This is a genomic window from Candidatus Nanopelagicales bacterium (assembly GCA_041393815.1).
In the GTDB taxonomy this organism is placed as follows: Bacteria; Actinomycetota; Actinomycetes; order S36-B12; family JAWKJK01; genus JAWKJK01.
The window spans coordinates 17,154-36,752 of the sequence record JAWKJK010000001.1; the positions used below are offsets into that span (position 1 = coordinate 17,154).

Below are 19,599 nucleotides of genomic sequence, written 5' to 3' on the forward strand. Positions count from 1 at the left end.
GCACTTCGACGAGGGACTCGAGGTGGTCGCCATGACCGTGGCGCGAACCGACCCGTGCGCTCGCAGGTACGGGGGATCGTGATGGCCAGCCTGCTGGATACGTTGCGCAGCAACGGAATCGACGATCCTCTGGCCCGCGGGCTGGTCGACCAGCTCGACGCGCTCGGGGTCGAGGACGTGACCACGCAGACCACCGGTGACGTGACCGTGGTGCGCGCCACGGTCCGATCGCTGGCCGACCGCGGGCTGCCCGAGCTCGGCACGCTGCCGGTGCAGGCGCCGGGTCTGTCGTCGGGACTGCGCGCGCAGGTCGCCGTCCGCCACCCGGGCGGGACCGTCGCCGAGTGGGCCGTGGACCTCGACCTTGACCCGGTCACGCTGCTCGTCCCGGGCGTGCGCCCCGCGCGCGAGAGCAGGGAGCCGGCCCGTGCCTCCCGGCTGGTCGACGACCCCGGCCGCAGCCAGGTCCGGATCGTCGGTCGGGGCGTCCTGCGGATCGCGGCCGCCGCCGGCACCTCACCGCAGGTCTCCCTGATCGACCGCCTGGACGAGAACGACCCGTTCGGCCCCAAGGGCCCGGTCGTGACGATGGACTTCGAGCCGGCCAGCTTCTTCCTCGGCTCGTCGACCTTCGGCCTGACCGTTCACGAGATCACCTACGACCAGTCGCCCAACGTCAGCCCGCCGCCGCAGGCGCCCGACTGGCGCGGGATCGCGCTGAAGCGGGCGACCCTGTTCCTGCCACCGGGCGCGCCCCTGCTCGGCGACGTCAGCCTCGGGGTCGAGGACGTCTTCCTCGGCGATCCGGCGGGGGTCCAGGGCATCGCCGCGCTGGAGTTCGGAGGCGCGGCGGACACCCCGCTGGCGCTGGTGGTCGAGCAGGAGACCGCGCCCGGGACGTGGACCCCGTTGGCCGTGTCCACCCTGTCCGACCCGGCGATGCGGGCCGACGCGCTGTCCGCTGCGCTGCAGGGCAGCCACCCGCCGCCGGCGCGGGTCCGGGCGCGCCTGACCACCCCGCCCGTCGGCGCGGTGAGGTGGACCCTGCCCCGCGGGGCCACCGACCCCGACGGGTTCGACGTGCTTCCGGGCGACGTCCTCAGCGTGCGCGTGGACGAGGGCGCCCCCACGACCTGCGCCTTCACCGGGACCTGGGCCGGAGCGCCCACCGTCGACGCCGCCCTCGGTGCCTTGTCGTGGGCCAATGTGACCAGCGTCCGGGGGCGATCGGCCGACCTGGCGGCGGTGGTCTTCCGCCGCAGTGCCGGGCCGGGGACCTTCGCCTGGCGCTGGGACGGCGGGGCCGAGGACTCCGCCGACACCACCTCGTTGCCCGCGGGCGCGGACGTCGGCAGCCACGTGCTGGAGCTGCGCCAGAGCGGGTTCACGGTGCGCCGCATCCGGGTCGACGTGAGCTCGCCCGGCACGCCCCCGGGCGGTCCGGCGCCGGTGCTCGTGGGCAGCCGTACCGGTGTGTTCAGCGCGGCCGGTGGGGTCAGCACGCCGGTCGCGGTTCTCGACGTGGTGGGGACGTACGCCCTCGGCGCCTGGTACCTCGACGGCCGATTGTCCCGCAGCGAGCCGGCGGCGACGGTCTCCGGCGGCTCCGTGACCGTGCCGCAGGGAGAGCTGGCCGAGGTCGTCACCGACGCGGTCGACCCCGGCTCGACCGCACCCCCGGCGCCCGGCACCGACCCCGTCGAGACCCGCGCCCACGTCCGCTTCGTGTACGACTCCGACGAGCTCAGCCCCGCGACGTCGTTCTGGCTCGGCGACCGGACGCGCACCCTCGACCGGCTCGCCGCCTGGGTGTCCAGCCTGGGCGCAGGCGCGAAGTTCGCGGTCGTCGGCCGCTGCGACGACCTCAGTGCCAAGGTGCCGATCACCGCGACCAGCGACACGTACAACCGCGACCTCGCGGTGGACCGGGCCAAGGCGGGCCGAGATCTGCTGCGGGACGCCGGTGTGCCCGAGTCGGCCATCGCCCTGCGGGGAGAGCAGTCCGGGTGGATCGGGGCGCCGCCGACCGGTGCCCTCCCGCCCGAGGCGTCCGCGGTGTCCTGGGTGGCCCGTTCGACCACGAACTACCAGTCGTGGGACCGGCCCTATCCGCGTGACGACGACCATCGCAAGCCGTTGCGGCGCTGCGACATCTACGCGTACGACGTCACGCCCACGGCGTCGGCCGAGCCGCCCGCGCAGGACGGCAACACCCTCGACCCGGTCCGGCTGCGGGCGCTGGTCCCCGGTGATGACCCGACCACGGTCAGCGGCGCACCCGTGCCCAGCGTCCCGCGCGGACGGCCGCAGTACCGGGTGCGGATCGAGGTGGAGTGGAACGACCCCGCTGCACGCGGACTCGGCGACGCGGTTCCGATCCGCGCCGAGGCGATCGTGCAGTGGCCGGGGACGGCGGTGCGACTCCCCGGCAACCGCACCGCAGAGCTCACCCGCCCCGACGACGCCCCGCCGGGGACGCCCCCGGTGTGGACGCTGCGCGGCCGCTGGGCCCACGACGCGGCTGCCGGCTCGGACGACTTCACCCTGAGCATCGATGTCACCGGGACCCCGACGGGCATCGCGCAGATCACCGACCGGACGCTGGCCGCGTCCCTCGGGCTGGCCCCGGCCGTCGTCGGCGCCGCCGACAACCCGCACGGCGGGGACGCCGCACTCGTCGGTGCCCTGATCGCGGCGCTGGGTGCCGCCGCCGGGACACTGCTGCGCGACGGCAGCAAGACCGTCGTCACCGGCATCACCATCGACCACCTCGAGCGGGGCCCGTCGGGCAGCGGCAGCCGCACCCGGCTCACCGTGGACTACACGGTGTCGCTCAGCGTCGACGTCGCCGGCGCCGGGCTGCCGCTGCACGTCTCCACCCGTCCGGACAAGCCGATGAAGCTGCGCTACAAGGGCGTGGGCGTCGAGGTCGACACGGCGGCCGCCGACTGGTGGGACGGCGTGGGACTGGTCGTGAACCAGTCGGTGCCCGAGGTCGTGGACCCGGGCAGTTGGCAGCTCGGAGCCCCGCTGGACGACCTCCTGCGGGTGACGGGCGCGCGCTCCGGGGCGCAGAGTTCCTGGCTCGAGGTCGACCTGGCGCTGTCGCTCGACCTCGGCGTGGTGACGCTCAGCAACGCCACCGTGCGGGTCGTCTTCGGCCCCAGCGGGATCCAGGGGGTCGAGCTGCGCGGCCTCCGGGCCGGCGTCAACATCCCCGCGACCCTCGTGGGCGAGGGAGCGCTGGACGTGAGCGACCACGTCATCCACGCGGGCCTGCAGGTGGACCTCATCCCGCTCAAGATCGGGGTGCTCGCGGACCTCGCCATGGGGGACCAGGGCCACGTGGAGCTGACCGTGGGCGTGCGGTTCCCCGCGCCCATCCCGTTCGCGAACTCCGGCCTCGGGCTGTTCGGCGTCATCGGCCGGTTCGTCAGCAACGGGCGCCGAGCGGTCGACGCGGGCAACCCGGACCCGGTGGAGCGGGAGCTCGGCTGGCTGGCCAAGCCGTACCCCAAGTACACCCCGCAGGCCGGGCAGTACGCGCTCGGCCTCGGCGCGGTCATCGGCACCGCGCCCGACCTCGGCTTCACGTTCCACGCCCTCGGCATGCTCACCGTGGAGTTCCCGCGACCGGCCGTGATCCTCGGCGTCATCGCGGACATCATGCGCGAGACCGCACCGGTCCCGAGCGACGTCGTCCCGCGACCCGGCTACGGCCTGTCCATCATCGGGCTCGTCGTCATCGACGAGCACGCGGTCACCATCGCGCTGCGCGGTCACTACGAGATCCCCGGGGTCCTCGTCCTCGACGTCCCGGTCGCGGCCTGGTTCCCCTACTCGCCGCCGACCGACTTCTTCGTCCACGTCGGCACCGACGGCCAGCCCGGCCGGGCCGGCGCGCCGGTGACCCTCACCCTGCTGCCCGACGTACTCGACGTCCGGGTGTGGGCCTTCGTCCTGGTCCACGGCAACGGGCTGTCCCCCGGCCTGCAGGGCAACGCGGACTTCGTGTTCGGCGGGTTCGCGGTCGGCTTCGGCGCGGGCTGGGAGATCGACTGGTCCGCCGGACCGATCCGGCTGACCGCGTCCGCCACGGTCCTGGCGGGCTTCGGCACCGACCCGCTGTTCCTGGCGGCCGGCATCTGGGTGCGCGGCGAGCTCGACCTGGTCGTCCTCAGCGTGTCCGCGCGCGGCGAGCTCACCCTGAAGACCGACGGCCACCGCACCGACCTGCACGGGGAGTTCTGCGGGGAGGTCGACTGCTTCTTCTTCTCGATCTCCGGCTGCGTGTCGATCGACGTCACCGCGACCCTCGGCCCCACCCCCACCCCGAAGAGCCCGGTCGCCGGGGCCGACCTGGTGGCCCGTCGCGGGCACGCCACCGACAAGGCCGCTCGCCCGGGCGAGCAGGTACCCGTGGTGTGGACCGACACCGTCCCCGTCATCCACTTCGCGCACACCGTCGCGGTCGGCGTCAGCGCTGGCGACTTCGCGGTGGGTCAGCCGATGCCCGGCCCGGTGTGGAGCGGGTCGCGGGACGTCCAGTACGCCTTCCGCCTCACCGGGGTCCGGTTGGAGCCGCAGAGCGGTCCGCCGCTGTCCCCGCCGGCGGGGACGCAGTTCGACTCCGTCTGGTGGTGGCCGGGCGTACGCGACCCGGCCAAGCCGCCGTGGCTGTCCGCCAGCGGCAGCGAGCCGCGGGACCTGGCACTGCTGTCCTGGCAGCCCTGGACCGGCCTGCTCCCGCTCACCGAGCCGGACGGATCCCCCGGCGACCCCGGCCCCGTCGTCGGGGACGTGTGCGACCCGGTGCGTACGGTCGAGACCGTCTGCGTCACAGGCGAATCCGGTCGCCCGGCCGGTGCCGGACAGGCGCTGCTGTCGCAGGACCCGGCCGACCCGCCGGGACCCGACGGCCCCCAGCGCCTGCGGCTGCGCCAGCCCGGCGACGCGCCCTGGGTGGACCTGGTCGCCGCGGCCGCCTCCGCCGGAGTCGTGGCCGACCCCGGTCACCTCGCGCCCCTGGACCACCCGGTGGCGCTGGCCACCGGGCCCACCCGTGGCACCGGCTGGCGGCTGGCCGGTCTGGTCCGCGGCGGCCAGCAGCTCGGCTCGCTCCCGGCGGTGGGGGCGTACGAGGGCCCGCTGCACGAGCCGAGCCTGGTGCTCGAGGTCTGCCGCGTGCCCGTGGTCGAGAAGGAACGTCCTGAGGACATCGGTACGGGCGACTGCGTCGACTTCGCCGACGTCGACCCCGACACCCTGCGCGGATTGGCCCGTCGCCACGGCACCGAGCTGGAGCGCGACGGGGTGGTCGTACGCGACCTGGCCGACCGCCCGCTGCAGGCGGTGGACTTCGACGGGGACGGCCGCTGGGCGCTGCTGCTGGTGTCGACCGGGCTTCGGGTGGAGCTCCCGGACGCGGTGGACGAGGTCACGGTCCGCGTGGTCAGCGGCCAGGAGTGGAAGGTCCTGGCGTTCGACCCGACCGGGGCCGAGGTGGCCTCTGACGGTGCCATCGGCGATGGGTCACTGACCCTGTCCGCCGCCGGGATCGTCGCGCTGGAGGTGTTCGGGGAGGGTGAGGGAGGCCTCGCGCAGGTGTGCGCCGGCAGCGACGACCCGCTGTCGGACTTGTCCGGGCTGCTGTCGTGGGCGCCGGGCCGGGAGGCCGGTGCGCCTCCGGCCGTGGTCGGCCTGCTGCCCTCCGGCGAGGAGGTGGCCTGGAAGGCGTCGGTCGAGCGCGGGCGCCGCTGCTCCACCGTGCGCTACGACGCGCCGATGCCGGGACCCTGGGTCGGCTTCCGCGTTCCCGCCGTGCCCGGCCGCAGCGTCACCGTGGTCGGCTCCTGCGGGGTCCGGTGGCGCGACGCGGTCGCGGTGCACCAGGCGGAGTTGCAGCGCCGCGGGGTGCAGGCCGGGCTGCTCGCGCATGCCACCGGCGCGCCCGGCCAGGTCCGCGCGACCGCGACGGCCACCGGTGCCGGCGGTCTCTCCGGGCTGGTGAACCTGCCGCTGGAGGCCGTGCTCGGTGCGCCCGAGCGCACCCTGCTGCGACCGGACACCGAGTACCGGCTCACCGTGTCCTGGCAGTGGCAGGGCTGGGAGCGGTCGGACTCCTCCCCGCAGCCCGGGCCTCCGGCGGACGGAGCGTGGGTCGACGGGACCGACGAGGTGTTCGTGTTCCGGACCGCGGCCCTCGCCAGCCTCCCCGCACCTCCGCCGCCGGTCGACCTCATCGGCGAGGGGCGGTTCGACCCCCGAGGGGTCGCCCGCTACGTCACCGGCGGCCAGCCGGCGGGACCGCTGCCGCACCTGCTGGACGACCCGATCCGGGTCACCTTCAGCGTCGACTACCTGCCGAAGCTGTTGGACGGGTACGGGTTCGACACCCGCGTGGAGGTGCGTCCCACCGACGTCGACCCGGGTGCCGTGCCGCCGGGCACGCACCCGCCGGACCTGGTGCGCGACGTCCGGATGACCGCCTGGGTCGAGGACGGCGTCCTCATGCCGGTCGAGCGACGGGTGCTGGAGGTCCTGGCCGACGTGCCCTGCCCGCTGCCGCCGACGTCCCTGGGCGGGACCGCGGTCGAGGTCGACGCTCCGCTGGAGCCGCTGAAGGCGTACGACCTGCTCCTGGTCGCGCACCCGCGCGCCGGCGGCGCGGACGTCGTCGTCCAGCGCTGGCACTTCCGCACCTCGGCCTACCGCGACATCGACGGGCTCCTCGACGCCGTGGGGCTCCCGGTGGGGCGGACCACCGCGGTCGCGCCGCAGGACGTGCTCCTGGACCGGCAGTGGCCGGCGCTGCCCGCAGCGCCCTTCGACGACCAGGCCCTCGACACCGCGCTGTCCGCGCTGGGGGTCGAACCGTGGCCGCTGTCGCCCACTCCCCGGACGACCACGATCTGGGTACCGCCCGACCCGGGCGCCGGCCGCGGCGACTGGGCCCTGGCCGGGGTCCTGCTCGAGGCGCCGGAGCCGATCGCGCGGTCCGGGCGGGTGGCCGTGACGGCCACCGCCGGTGCCGCCGCCCTGTCCGTGGTCCGCAGCACCGGCAGCGGCACCCGAGTACTGCTCGCGCCGGCCATGCCCGTGGTGGTCGGCCCGGACGATGCGCTGTCGGTGACGCTGACCGACGGTCTGCGCGGGCGCACCCGCTCCGGGGCGGCGCAGCTGCTCGGGGGCCCGCGCACCATCCGGAGGGAGCAGCCGTGACCCGCCTCGCCCCCGCCTGGGCCCTGACGGCCGCGGCCGTCTTCGCCGACGCCGACCCGCACCTGCGGCCCGGCGTACACCTGCGGGTGCTGCCCAGCACCCGGATCGGGCTGCCGGTCGCCCCGATGCTGGTGGAGCGCAGGCTGCTCGGCCGGGCCGAGCGACTGCTGCGGCCGGCGGACGTGGTGTGGACCGACGCCGCCGGCGCCCCGCTGGCCGTCCCGTTCGACGCCGGTGCGGTCGGCCCGGCCACGGCCTGGCTGCCGTCCCAGCCGGGGAACCCGGTCGTGTACGCGCAGGTCGTGGTCGAGCCGGACCAGCGGCCCGGGCGCGGGCCGGTGCGGTGGCCAGTCGACCTCGAGCCCGTGGTCGGCCGGCCGCGGACGCCGGTGCGGTGGCCGGTGACCCGCCGCGGGCTGCGGGTCGACGCGGTGGTCGCCAGCCTGCTCGGGCCGGCGGTCGTCGCGAGCGCGGAGGGGGAGCCGTACGCCGTCGCCGCCACCGGGATGGACCGGCTCGTCGTCACCGGCTGGGGCCGGGTCCTCGGGGTCCGGCTGCTGCGCGCCGGCGACCTCAAGCCGGAGCACGGCGCCGAGCCGTGGTGCTTCCTGGACCTGCCGGTGGAGGGCGGGGCTCGCTATGCCGGCTTCCCCGACGCGTGGGGCCGGGCCAAGGAGCGGGTGACGCGCGGTGCGCCGCAGCGGCTCGGGCTGCACGACGAGCCCGGGGCGGCGGACCCGCCGTCCTGCCCGCCGGTCGGGCCCGGGGAGGAGTGGGACCGGGTCGAGACGCTGTGGGCCGAGCGGCTCGAGCGGCAGCTGGTGGCGTGCGTCGACGACCTGTCCGCCCCGCCGGACGAGCTGCTGATGCCGCCGGAGACCCTGGCCGGCACCAAGGTCGGGGCGGCCTCGCTGCGGGTGCCGCCGCTGGCCGGGACCCTGCAGGCCGCGCTCGACCCCGGCCAGGGCCGGCTGCTGGGCCTGGTCGACCTGGACGAGGCGCCCCCGGGCGCGCCGGGCGACCTGGTGGCGTACCTGGTGCGGGGCGCGTTCACCGCGCGGCGGGCGGCGCTGGGGCGGATGTTCCGCACCGTCCTGCGCGGGGGTCCGGACGACCCCACCGACTTCCCGCTGCCGCTGCCCGGCATCGTCCGCGACGAGAAGGAGGGACCGTTCGCGGACCTGTGGACCGTCGCCGTGGTGGTGATCGGGGCGTCGCCGAGCGCGGTCCCCCGACCGACCGTCGGGACACCGGAGGACCTCGGCTGGGTGCCCGAGGTGCCGCCCTCGGCCCGCCGCCACGTGGTGCTGCCGCTGTCGGGCCTGGTTCCGGGTGCCTCGGTCGCGGTGGCCCGAGAGACCCCGTGGCTGGACGGCCTGAACCCGCGGCTGCCGGAGCTGTTCGGGGCCGGCGCCCCGGACCGCGCGGTCCCCGTGGTGCCCGGAGTGCTGACCGACGTGGGGCCGGCCGCGGCAGCGTCGGCGTCCGGCCAGGGGGAGGTGCACGACCGGGCGGCGCCGCCGCCGGCCACGGACTACCGGGTGGCGCAGGCGGACTGGTTCGGCCGGTGGAGCCCGTGGGCCTCGGTGAGCGTCGCCGCCGGCGTCCGACCGCCGGTCCCGGTGCCGGTCCTCGAGGCGAGCTACCTCGACCCGGCCTCGCCCGGGCAGCCGGGGACGCTGCGGGTCACCTGCATGCAGCCGCGCGACCCCGACCTGCCGCCGGGGTCCTCCCCGCTGGACCACCTGGTCGTGCAGGCCGAGGTGGGAGCCGGCGGGCCGGTGTCCGGGACCGCGCCCGCGGTCCGCGGACCGGCGCCGGACGACGCCGAGGCGCCCCCGGTGGTGGTGTCCATCCCGGTGCCCCCGTTGGCGCCGGCCGAACGGCGCCTGGTCACCGCGACCGGGTTCTGGGTGGACATGGCCGGCGCTCGGTCCGCGGACAGCCCGCCGACCAGGGCCGTCGCGGTGGATCCGCGCGGGCCGGCGGTGCTGGCACTGCCGAACACCCTGGAGTACGCGTCCCGCCCGGATGCGTTGGGACGCAGTCGGATCCGGGTGTCGTGGCCCGTGTCGAGCGGAACGGCCTACCGGGTGTACGCCAGCGACGAGACGACGCTGCGGCGACGCCTGGACTCGCTGGTGGCGTCGGGCGCACCCGGTGCGGCCGCGGCCAGGTCCGCACTGGCGGCCGCCACGACGGCGCCGGACCGCGCGGCCGTGCTCCGGGACCACGCCGCGCTGTTCGACCGGACCTGCTTCGAGCTGCTGACCCGCGCCCCGCTGCTCGCGACCGCCGCGGGGTCCCTGTCGTACGAGTACGAGGTGTCCGGCTCGCTGGACGTGCTGGTCCTGCTCAAGGTGGTCCCGGTGTCGGTGCTCGCCCTGACCCCGCTCCCGGAGTACGGCGGTGAGGCCGACTTCGGCGCGTCGACCCTGCTGGTCCGGGGGGTGCCCAACAGCGCGCCCCCGCCGCAGCCGACGCTCACCGCCGCACCCGACGACGCCGACCCCGGCTCGGTGCGGCTGACGGTGTCGGTCCCCGCGGGCCAGACGGCGCCGGTGGCGGTCCGGCTGCGGCGCAGCCGGGTCAGCGGCGCGGACGCGCTGGCCATGCCGGTGGTCGCCACCGACGCGCCGGCGGCGTTCCCCGCCACGCTCGTCGACGCCGGGGCCACGCCCTGGGACCCGGGCCTGCGGCTGGCCCCGTGGTCGCGCTACACCTGGCGGGCGGAGGTCCAGGGCGCCCCCGAGCCGGGCAGCACCGTGCCCGGGGCGTGGAGCGCGGCGAGCGCGCCGGTGTCGTGGCAGGTGGTCCCTCCCGCGCCGCAGGACCTCGTCGCCGGGACGGCCAACGCCGATGCCGGCGGGGTCGCGGTCACCTTCACCAGCGCCGACAGCCTCGACGGCGGGCCGGCGGGTGCGTACGTCGTCGACGTCTACCGGCGCAGCCCGGCGACCGCGGCCGCACCCGCCGGGTACGACGCGGTCGGCAGCTTCCCGGTGGCGGCCCTGCGGCAGCCCGACGGCAGCCTGCGGATGGTCGACACCACCGCGGGGGTCCCGACCGGCACGGAGTACCTCGCCGAGGTGCGCGACCCGATCGGGCGGCGCAGCGCCCGGGTGGTGGTCGCCACGGTGTGACCCGGGTCAGATCGGCCCGGTCGGAACGGAGGTCCGGGATGGATGCGGTGATCGTCGCCTCGATCGTGGGATCGGTGCAGGGCGCCTTCCCCGGGAGTTCGACGGTGCCCGGACACGTGGGCGCCATCACGCTCACCGGGGTCGACCTGTCGGTGCAGCTGGCGAACGGCAGCCGAGACTTCGGGCCACTGACGATCACCAAGCCGATGGACGCCGCATCGGTGCGGCTGCTCGGTGCCTGGGACATCGGCGAGCAGCTCGCGGTGACCGTGACCGTGGTGGACCCGGTCACCGGCGGGGACCTGATCCGCTACGCCCTGACCGGTGCCCGTGTCACGGCGGTGTCGAGCTGGACCGACGAGTCCACCACCGCCGCGGGGATGGAACGGGTGTCGTTGGCGTACAACGGACTGGAGCTCACGCACGTGCCGAGCGGCTCCACCCAGGTGGTGTCGGTCCCCTAGCCCCACGATCGCGCCCCACGGCGCGGAACCCCGAACAGGAGGAGGTCGACGTGCCCGGACCGCTGCCCGCCGGACCCTGGAAGACGCTGCCCGGACCCGGCGGCACGTCGGTGCCGTTCTACATCGTCACCTTCGACGAGGACGGCACGTGCACCAGCCCGGCCACCCGTGACCACCTGGTGGGTGCCGCCGCCGGGGCGACCGACGTGTTCCTGTTCTCGCACGGCTGGAACAACGACTGGGCCGCCGCCACCGGCGCGTACGACCAGTTCGTGTCGCGCTACGTCCCGCTGCGGCGGGCGTTCTGGGATCCCCCGACCCGCCCGTACCGCCCGGTGCTGGTCGGCGTGTTCTGGCCCAGCGCGGTCCTGGTCTGGCCGGACGAGAGGGGTCCGGACTTCGCCGGCGCCGAGGGGCCGGACGACGTAGCCACCGCGCAGGCGCTGGCCGAGATGGCCGCCGTGGCGGCCCGTGTGGACCCGGCGTCCACCGCGCGCTTCTACGAGCTGGCCCAGCGGGACGGCCTCACCGACGACGAGGCGCACGAGCTGGCCACCATCCTCGCGCCGGCGCTGGCCGGACCCGGGGACGAGGTGGGTCCGGCCGCGGCACCGACGGCGGAGGACCTGGTCGGGGTGTGGCGGGACGTGGGGCGTCGGTCCGGCACCGCGCCCGCGCGCACCGGCGGCTTCATCGACGACGAGCCCGCAGGTGCCGCTGCACCCCAGGTGGCCGGGCTCCTCGACTGGCTCAAGCCGCGGGACATCATCCGGGCCGCGACCGTGCTGCTGATGAAGGACCGGGCCGGTCGGGTCGGTGCCGCCGGCGTCGGTGATCTGCTGCGTCGCCTGGTCGACGCCTCCCCGGACTCGCGGGTGCACCTGGTGGGTCACTCGTACGGGGGCAAGGTGGTGCTCTCCGCGCTGACCGCGGGGCCGGCGCCCGGCCGTCTGGTGGAGTCCGTGCTCCTGCTGCAGCCGGCCATGTCGGCCCTGTGCTTCGCCCCCACGGTGCCCGGCGGCGGGACGGGCGGGTACCGCCCCGCGCTGGACCGGGTCCGCCAGCCGCTGATGACGACGTTCAGCGCGCACGACTTCCCGCTCACCAAGGCGTTCCACTGGGCCGTGCGCCGCCCGTCGGACCTCGGCGAGGCGGTGATCGCCGGGCTGCCGGTCCCTCCGTCCCGCTACGCGGCGCTCGGCGGGTACGGGCCGCAGGGGGTCGGCGCCGAGGTGGACGTCGTCGCCCCCCGCGCCGCCCCGAACCCGTACGACGTGGAACCCGGTGGGCGACGCATCATCGCGGTCGAGGCCGACGACGTCATCTCCTCCCACGGCGACGTCCAGAACGACGCGACCGCGTGGGCGCTGCTGTGCCAGGTCATGGGGTGAGTCGCGGGTGGCGATGATCGTCCGCTCCGAGCACGACCTGCCCACGGTGCGGGTGCGGATGTCGCGCACCTACGACCGGCCGAGCGTGGACTTCGAGGCGGTCCGCGGGCGCGGCGAGGTCCGGCAGGTCGCCACCGTCCCCGTGCGGGACCTCGGCCTGCCGGACCGGGTCGAGGGCACCCGGTCGGTGTCGGAGGCGATGTTCTCGCTGCCCCCGGCGGTGCTCGACCGGCTCCGCGACGCCGCCGGCGACCTCGGCGACTCGCCTGCGGAGCCGCACGAGGCGCTGTGGCTGGAGCTGCCGCCTCCCCGGGGCGCGCTGCCGCTGGTGCCCTGGGAGCGGCTGCTCGCGCCGGTGGGGCGACCGCTGCTGCGCCTGCCCAACCACGTCCTGCGGCCGCAGGCCTCGGACACCACGCTGGACGTGGCGATCTGTGCGAGCACACCGACGGACGAGACGCCGTTCCACGCGGCCGCCGAGCTCGTCCGCGCTGCCGGCGTGTGGCGCGACCGGGCGGGGCACGAGGTGACCGTGCACCTGTTCACCGACGTCGACTCCGTCGACGAGACCGCTTCTGCTGCGGCCGGTCTCGGCGCCGGCGTCCGGGTGCACGACCCGCGCGAGGGTCGCCGCGGTGACCGGGAGGGGTCGTACGCCACTGCCGGCCCGTGGCTGTCGTGGGTCCGGGAATCGTTGCAGGGCAACGCGGTCGACGTGGTGCACGTCCTGGCGCACGGCTTCCTGTCCGGCGACCGGGGTGCCCTCGCGCTGGCGAGCACACCGGATCGCGACAGCGGTGCGCCGACCCGGTTGGTGGACTCGGCGGAGCTGCTGGCCTTCCTGGGGCGGGTCGGTGCCTGGTCGCTGGTGCTGTCGGGCCCGCAGCGCAACTACTCACCGGCCGGGCTGCGGGCGCTCGGCGACGCAGTGGCGCTGGCCCTGCCGGGCGTGTGCCTCGTGCACGACCTCGGCGACGACCCGGACGCCAGCCAGCTCGCGGCCACGGTCGGCATGGTCTACGCCGGTGTGGTCGGGCCCGCGCAGCCGCTGCCGGCGGTGACCAGCTGGGTGCACCCGCAGTTCGTGGAGTTCCCCGAAGAGGAGCGCTACGCGCGCGGCATGACCGAGGACGGTCGCTCCGCGCTGCTGGGGGAGGCGACGGCGCGGGTCCTGGACTCCGCGGTGACGCCCGCCTGGGTGGCCGCCGGCGCCCGATCGCTGGAGGCGCAGCAGGCCGAATGGCTGCCGTCGGGCTCGGCCGCGGACATGGACCCGGCCGCGGTGACGGCGCTGGAGTCGGTGTCCAGCCTGCTCGACCGGCACGTGCGCGCCGAGGTCGACGATGCCGGCGGTGCGGGATGAACCGCCTGGTCTTCCAGCTGGCCGACTCGGTCGCCCCGGGCGACGGGTCCGCGTACGTGGCACTCTCGCTGGCCGAGCCGCGGGTCTTCGGCAGCCCGGCGCTGCCGTTCCCGGTGACCGCGAACGACCCGCCGTACGCCGCGCTGGTCGGCGGGGTGCTGCCCGAGCACGGCGTCCTCGACGCCGGGCGCGCGCTGTACGACGCGCTGCTGGTGCACCCGCACCTGCAGCAGGCGCTGCAGTCGGCGCTGCAGACCCAGCCACCGGCGAGGTTCCCGGTGCTGGTGGAGATCGCGACCGGCGCCGGGGCCGAGGCTCTGCCGTGGGAGACCCTGTGCGCGCCGTCCGGGGACTTCCTCGGCCTGGACGAGCGGTGGGCCGTCGGGCGGGTGGTGGCCGGTCCCGGGCCCACGCCGACGGAGTGGTTCCTGCGCGCCCCGCTGCGGGTCGCCGCGGTGCTGTCCTGCCTCGGGGTGGAGGCTGCCGGGGAGTGGGCCGCGCTGCGCGATGGCCTGGCGGCGGCACCGGGCCTGGGCACCGAGGTGCTCGCGGTGGTCAGCGAGGAGTCCCTGCACGCCCAGATCACCGCCGAGGCGCTGCCGGGGGTGCGGGTCGAGCTGGTGCCGTCGGACGTAGGCGACCTGCAGCGGCTGGTCGCCGAGTTCCACCCGCACGTCCTGCACTTCTTCTGCCACGGCTCCACCGAGGGCACCGCGCACCTGCAGGTCGCGGTCAAGTCCGACTGGGTGACCGGGACCCCGGAGCGCAGCCTGCTGGTGGAGGCCCGGGAGATCCGCGCGTTCACCCGACCCACCGACGACCCGCCGTGGGTCGTCGTCCTCAACTGCTGCCGCAGCGCGGCCGGGTCGGAGACGGCGCAGCTGGAGTCCCTGGCGCTGAAGCTGGTGTACGACGCCGGCGTCCCGGCGGTGGTCGGCATGCGCGAGCCGGTGCTCAGCGACGACGCCTCCGTGTTCTCCGCCGCGTTCTACCGGCGGCTGGCCACCGACCTGGCCGCCCGGCTCGACGGCACCGTGCCCGCGGAGCAGCCGTGGGACTGGGCCGCGCTGGTGGTCGAAGCCCGGACCCGTCTGGCCCGACGGATGCCGGGTCTGACGCTGTCGGCGGCGGCGGCCGCGACCAAGGAGTGGAGTCTGCCGGTGGTCTACACCCGTCCGGAGCCACTGCTGGTCCGGCCGGGGCACCCCGGCGAACCGGCCCCCGGGCCGCAAGTGGCGCCGGCCGACCCGGAGCAGGCGGCTCGCGCCGCCCGGCTGGAGCTGCAGGCCCTGCAGGCGCTGGCCGGGGGCCTCCCGCCGGAGGCCCCCGACGGCCTGCGCTCCGACATCGCGGCCCGCATCGCCGAGCTGACGGCCGGGTTGGGACCGTCGTGAGCACCGGTGCCGGCGGCGGACGCGGGCGCCGCACGGTCCGGCTGGACGCGTTCTCGGGTGCCGACGGCCCCGTGGTGGGGGAGGTCCGCGCCGACCCGGCCGCCTGGGCGGTGCGTCCGCCGGACGGCTTCAAGCGCCGCGACCTGCTGCCGTCCCCGGCGCGGCCGGACGACTGGGCCGACCCGCGGATCGGGTGGGGCCTGGTCCTGCCCGACGACCCCGCCGTGCCGGTCGAGGCCCGATCACGGGCGGACGACGCACCGGAGCCGATCCGGGCGCTGGCGCAGGCGCGCGGTGGTCGGGTCCTGCGCTACGGCCTCGGCGCGGCGGCCGGCTCGTGGACCCTGCGGGACTACGCCGGGGGGACCGACCTGCCGGTGGCCGCCTCCGCGCCGGGGGGCGTGCCCTCGCAACTGCCGATGTACCTCCTGCTGTACGGGACCCCGGCGCAGATCCCGTGGCAGCTGCAGTACCACCTCGGGCCCGTCCGGCACGTGGGCCGGCTCGACCTCACCGGTGACGCACTCGACCGCTATGTGACCTGCCTGCTGGACGACTGGTCCGACGCGGCCCCGCGGTACGACGCGCCCGTGGTGTGGGCCGTCGACCATGGCGGCGGTGACATCACCACCCTGATGCGCACCACCGTGGCGGAGCCGGTCGCGCACCTGCTCTCCGCGGACTCCGACATGCCGGGCGCCACGTACGTCGACGGGTCGCTGGTCCCCGCGACGACGCAGGCGCTGGTCGATGCCGTGGTGGCCAACACCCCGGCGCTGGTCGTGACGTCCAGCCACGGGATGACCGGCCCGCTGTCCGACCCGGTGCGGATGGCGGCCGACCTCGGGCTCCCGGTCGGTGCCGAGCACCAGCCGCTGCGCCCGGAGGACCTGCTGGCCCGGTGGCAGCCGGACGGGGCCGTCTGGTTCGCGCAGGCCTGTTGCTCGGCGGGGGCGGAGAGCCCGAGCGCGTACCGCGGACTGTTCGAGCCGGGCTCCCTGGTGGACGGGGTGCTCGAGGGCGTGGCGGGCGTCGGTCCCTGCGTGGCCCCGCTGCCGCGGGCCCTGCTCGGCGCCAGCCGGCCGCTGCGCGCCTTCATCGGACACGTGGAGCCGACCTTCGACTGGACCCTGGCGTCCCCGGAGAACGGCGAGCCGCTCGCCGCGGACCTGCAGGCCGTGCTGTACGAGCGGCTGTGCCTCGGCCAGCCCGTCGGGCTGGCGATGGAGCGGTGGTACCAGGCGATCGGCAGCCTGCTGCTGGGCTACACCCGCGCCGTGTCGACGTTCAACGCATCCACCGGCGAGGAGGCGGCGCGCGAGCTCGACCGCGCGCTGTCCGCCCGGGTCGCGGCCTACGACCGCGCGGGCACGGTCCTGCTCGGCGACCCGACCGTGCGCATCCCGGTGCCGGGCCCCGTGCCCTGAGCCGACGGGGCCGGATCGCCACCCGACCCGTGGTGGGATGGTCGCGTGGCGGCGCGGTCGCGGGTCCTGCGGGTCGGGGGGATGCTCGCCGGGCTGGTGGCGCTGCCGCTGGTCCCGGGCCTCGCCTTCACCGTGATGGGCCTGCAGGGTGCCTCGACCGTCTGGACGCTCGGACCCATCACCGGGCTGCTGGCGGTGCTCGCGGTCGGCCTGCGGACCGCGCTCGGCGTGGCGGTGGCCACCTCGGTGCTGACGGTCGCCGCGGTCGCGGCCTCCGGGACGCCGTGGGCCGCCGCCCTGGTCATGCTCGTGGCCGCCGGGGCCACCGGGCTCACCAGCGTCCGGGGCCTCAGCGGGTCTCTGGTCATGGCTCCGATCACGGTCGCCTACGTCCTCGCCGACCCGCCTGCGGTGCTCCCGGACCGACCTCCCCTCGAGGGCGCCGCCGTCACGGGGGGCGCCATGCTGCTCGCGATCGTGTGGGGGGCGGCACTGGCCCGGGCCGCCGGCAGCCGCGTCCACCTGCCGACCGCGACGCCGGTCCCGCCCCGGGTCGCGGTCGGCTACGCCGTCGTCCTCGGCCTGGCACTCGGCGCGGCTGCCGCCGTCGCGTCCGCGCTCACCCTCCGGCACGGCGGTGCCTGGCTGATGCTGACCCTGCTCGTCGTGCTGCAGCCACACCTCGACGACGCGTGGAGCCGTGTGCTGCAACGGGTCGCGGGCACGCTGGCCGGTTTCGGCATCGCGCTCGTGCTCGGGCTGACGGTGCCGTGGCCCGGTGTCGCGTACGTCGTCGGCGGGGCCTGCCTGGTCGGCGCGCTGTCGCTGCGCGTGATCCACCGGCCCTACTGGCAGTACGTCACGCTGCTGACCCCCGCTGTGGTGCTGATGGACGGCGCGGGCACGTCGGTCGTGGCGACCGACGTCACCCGGTTGACCTTCACCCTCATCGGCGCGGGATCCGCGCTGGTGGTGATGGCGGTCCTGCTGCCCCTGCGCGCCCGGCTCAACGCGCCCTCCCCGCCGGATCCGCCGGCTCCGACCAAGATCCCCGCGAGTCACCAGTAAGGGCCGGGATCCGCGGTCCTCGGCGGGCCCCTTCTGGTGTCTCGCGGTGATCTCCCTGGCCCGCGGGGGTGGGGGGAGCCCTCGGTACGGTGAGCCGTGCTCCGACGGCGGCTGCTGGTCCTGCTGGCCGCGCTGACGTCGTTCGGTCCGATGTCGATGGACCTGTACCTGCCCGGCTTCCCGGCGATCGCGGAGCGCTTCGGCACCGACCAGAGCGCGGTCCAGCTCACCTTCTCCGCAGCGCTGCTGGGACTGGGGGCCGGGCAGGTGCTGTGGGGCCCGCTGTCCGACCGCTACGGCCGCCGCCGCCCGCTGCTGGTGGGCCTGGCGGTGTTCATCACCGCGTCGCTGCTCATCCCCTGGTCACCGTCGCTGCCGATCATGGTCGCCCTGCGGCTGGTGCAGACCCTCGGAGGCGCCGCCGGGATCGTGATCGCCCGGGCCACCGTGCGCGACATCTACAGCGGCACCGAGCTGGCCCGGGCGCTGTCCGCGATCGTCACCGTCTTCGCTCTCGCGCCCGTCGTCGCCCCGGTGCTGGGCTCGCTGGTCCTGCTGGTCGCGTCGTGGGAGTGGATGTTCGTCCTGCTCGCCGGGTTCGGCGCCCTGTGCGCGGCAGGCGTGCTGCTGATGCCCGAGACCCTCCCACCGGACCGTCGCTCCACACATGGGCTCGTCGGCGCCCTGCAGCAGTACGGCGACATCCTGCGCAGCGGGCGCTTCCGGCTGGCCGCCGCGGTGGCCGCCCTGGGCTCGGTCGCGCTGTTCGCGTACATCTCGTCGTCACCGGCCGTCTTCATCGAGGGGTACGGCATCGGGCAGACCGCGTTCGCGCTGCTGTTCGCGGGGCTGGCGCTGTGCTTCGCGGTCGGGGCCCAGGTCAACCTGCGGCTGCTGCGCCGGTACGGCGTCTCCGCGCTGCTGCGGGTCTCGGTCGCGACCCAGGTGGTGGCCGCCCTAGGCGTGCTCACGGTCGCACTGCTGACCGCGCCGATGGCGGCGATGGTGGTCCCGCTGGCCCTGGCGATGATGACCGTGGCCGGCGTGAACAGCAACGCGCTCGCGCTGGCGCTGGACCCGTTCCCGAAGTCGGCCGGCTCGGCGGCGGCGCTGGCCGGTGGCATCCAGCAACTGACCGGCGGGCTGGCGGCGGCGCTCATCGCGGCCCTCGCGGTCGCGCCCGCCGTCGGCATGGGCCTGGGCATGGTCCCCGCGTCGGTGGTGTCGCTGGCCCTGCTGGCCGCCGGCGCGGCTCGCACCCGGCGCTCCGGCTGAGGACGCGGCCGCTCAGCCCTCCGCCAGCAGCCCGTCGATCTGGTTCATCGCGGCGGTGATGCCCTCGACCATGCCCATCGCCATCACCTGCGCCATCGCCTCGGCGGACGGGTACGTGCTCACGATCGTCATCCGGGTGCGTTCGTCCTCGAGCGGCTCGAGCGTCACGACGCCCCGGGTGACCGGGAGGTCCGGGTTCGGGTTGCCGTCGGCGTCGGCGAACCCGTCCTCGAACTCCAGCGAGTGCGGCGCCTGGACGGTGAGCACCCGCCACCACCCGTGGTGCGTGTCCCCCTCGGGGCCGGTCATGAAGTAGCGCACGGTCCCCCCGGGCGCCAGGTCGTGCTCGACCACGGTCGCCGGGTACGTCGGCGGGCCCCACCAGCGCTCCAGCAGCCGGGGGTCGGCCCACATCCGCCACACGCGCTCGACAGGGGCGGCGTACTCCGCGGTCATGGTCAGGGTGCGCGCCTCGGCGTCCTGCACGGCGGCGGTCACGGTCATGCGGAATCTCCCTCGGTCATCTCGGCGAGGACGTCGCCGAACCGGTCCAGTCGGGCGCGCCACACCTCCTCGAACTGGTCGAGCACCTGCTGTGCGGCGTGCACGGCGGCGATGTCGCTGCGCACCAGCACCTCGCGGCCCCGGCGTCTCTTGGTCACCAGCGCCGCCCGCTCGAGCACCGCCACGTGCTTCTGCACGGCGGCGAAGCTCATGTCGTAGTCCGCCGCGAGGGCGGACACCGAGTGCTCGCCGTGCAGGGACCGAGCCAGGATGTCGCGCCGCGTCGCGTCGGCGAGGGCCCGGAACATCCGGTCCACCTCGGCGTCACTCAGCAGATCTACAACCATAA

The 19,599-nt window shown here is 75.8% G+C and carries 11 protein-coding genes; 9 read left to right on the forward strand and 2 right to left on the reverse strand.

What is annotated here, in order from left to right:
- Positions 1 to 81 precede the first annotated feature (81 nt).
- From R2737_00095 to R2737_00135, 9 genes are all read left to right on the forward strand, one after another.
- Positions 82 to 7,221, forward strand: coding sequence for a hypothetical protein (locus R2737_00095; protein MEZ5114636.1), 7,140 nt, complete (start codon positions 82 to 84; stop codon positions 7,219 to 7,221).
- The gene (locus R2737_00100) at positions 7,218 to 10,364 is read left to right on the forward strand and encodes a hypothetical protein (protein MEZ5114637.1); all 3,147 of its coding nucleotides are present in this window, start codon (positions 7,218 to 7,220) and stop codon (positions 10,362 to 10,364) included. Before R2737_00095 ends, R2737_00100 begins: the two co-directional genes overlap by 4 nt.
- 38 nt (positions 10,365 to 10,402) lie before the next feature.
- Positions 10,403 to 10,828: a type VI secretion system tube protein Hcp gene (locus R2737_00105; GenBank protein ID MEZ5114638.1), complete on the forward strand. Its 426-nt coding sequence runs from the start codon at positions 10,403 to 10,405 to the stop codon at positions 10,826 to 10,828.
- Between the two features lie 50 nt (positions 10,829 to 10,878).
- Positions 10,879 to 12,219: a hypothetical protein gene (locus R2737_00110; protein MEZ5114639.1), complete on the forward strand. Its 1,341-nt coding sequence runs from the start codon at positions 10,879 to 10,881 to the stop codon at positions 12,217 to 12,219.
- 7 nt (positions 12,220 to 12,226) lie between these two features.
- On the forward strand, positions 12,227 to 13,582 hold the full coding sequence (locus R2737_00115) for a hypothetical protein (GenBank protein MEZ5114640.1): 1,356 nt from the start codon (positions 12,227 to 12,229) through the stop codon (positions 13,580 to 13,582).
- Positions 13,579 to 14,976, forward strand: a complete 1,398-nt coding sequence (locus tag R2737_00120; GenBank protein ID MEZ5114641.1) for a CHAT domain-containing protein — start codon at positions 13,579 to 13,581, stop codon at positions 14,974 to 14,976. Before R2737_00115 ends, R2737_00120 begins: the two co-directional genes overlap by 4 nt.
- Positions 14,973 to 16,403, forward strand: a complete 1,431-nt coding sequence (locus R2737_00125; GenBank protein MEZ5114642.1) for a hypothetical protein — start codon at positions 14,973 to 14,975, stop codon at positions 16,401 to 16,403. The genes R2737_00120 and R2737_00125 overlap by 4 nt, the downstream gene beginning before the upstream one ends.
- Before the next feature lie 45 nt (positions 16,404 to 16,448).
- A complete protein-coding gene (locus R2737_00130) occupies positions 16,449 to 17,471 on the forward strand; it encodes an FUSC family protein (GenBank protein MEZ5114643.1) in 1,023 nt (340 codons plus the stop codon).
- Positions 17,472 to 17,567: 96 nt separating this feature from the next.
- Positions 17,568 to 18,746, forward strand: coding sequence for a multidrug effflux MFS transporter (locus R2737_00135; GenBank protein ID MEZ5114644.1), 1,179 nt, complete (start codon positions 17,568 to 17,570; stop codon positions 18,744 to 18,746).
- A gap of 12 nt (positions 18,747 to 18,758) precedes the next feature.
- Here the strand turns inward: R2737_00135 and R2737_00140 are convergent, their stop codons facing one another.
- Both R2737_00140 and R2737_00145 read right to left on the reverse strand, forming a co-directional pair.
- Positions 18,759 to 19,250, reverse strand: a complete 492-nt coding sequence (locus tag R2737_00140; protein ID MEZ5114645.1) for an SRPBCC domain-containing protein — start codon at positions 19,248 to 19,250, stop codon at positions 18,759 to 18,761.
- The gene (locus tag R2737_00145; protein ID MEZ5114646.1) at positions 19,247 to 19,597 is read right to left on the reverse strand and encodes a metalloregulator ArsR/SmtB family transcription factor; all 351 of its coding nucleotides are present in this window, start codon (positions 19,595 to 19,597) and stop codon (positions 19,247 to 19,249) included. The genes R2737_00140 and R2737_00145 overlap by 4 nt, the downstream gene beginning before the upstream one ends.
- Positions 19,598 to 19,599 lie beyond the last annotated feature (2 nt).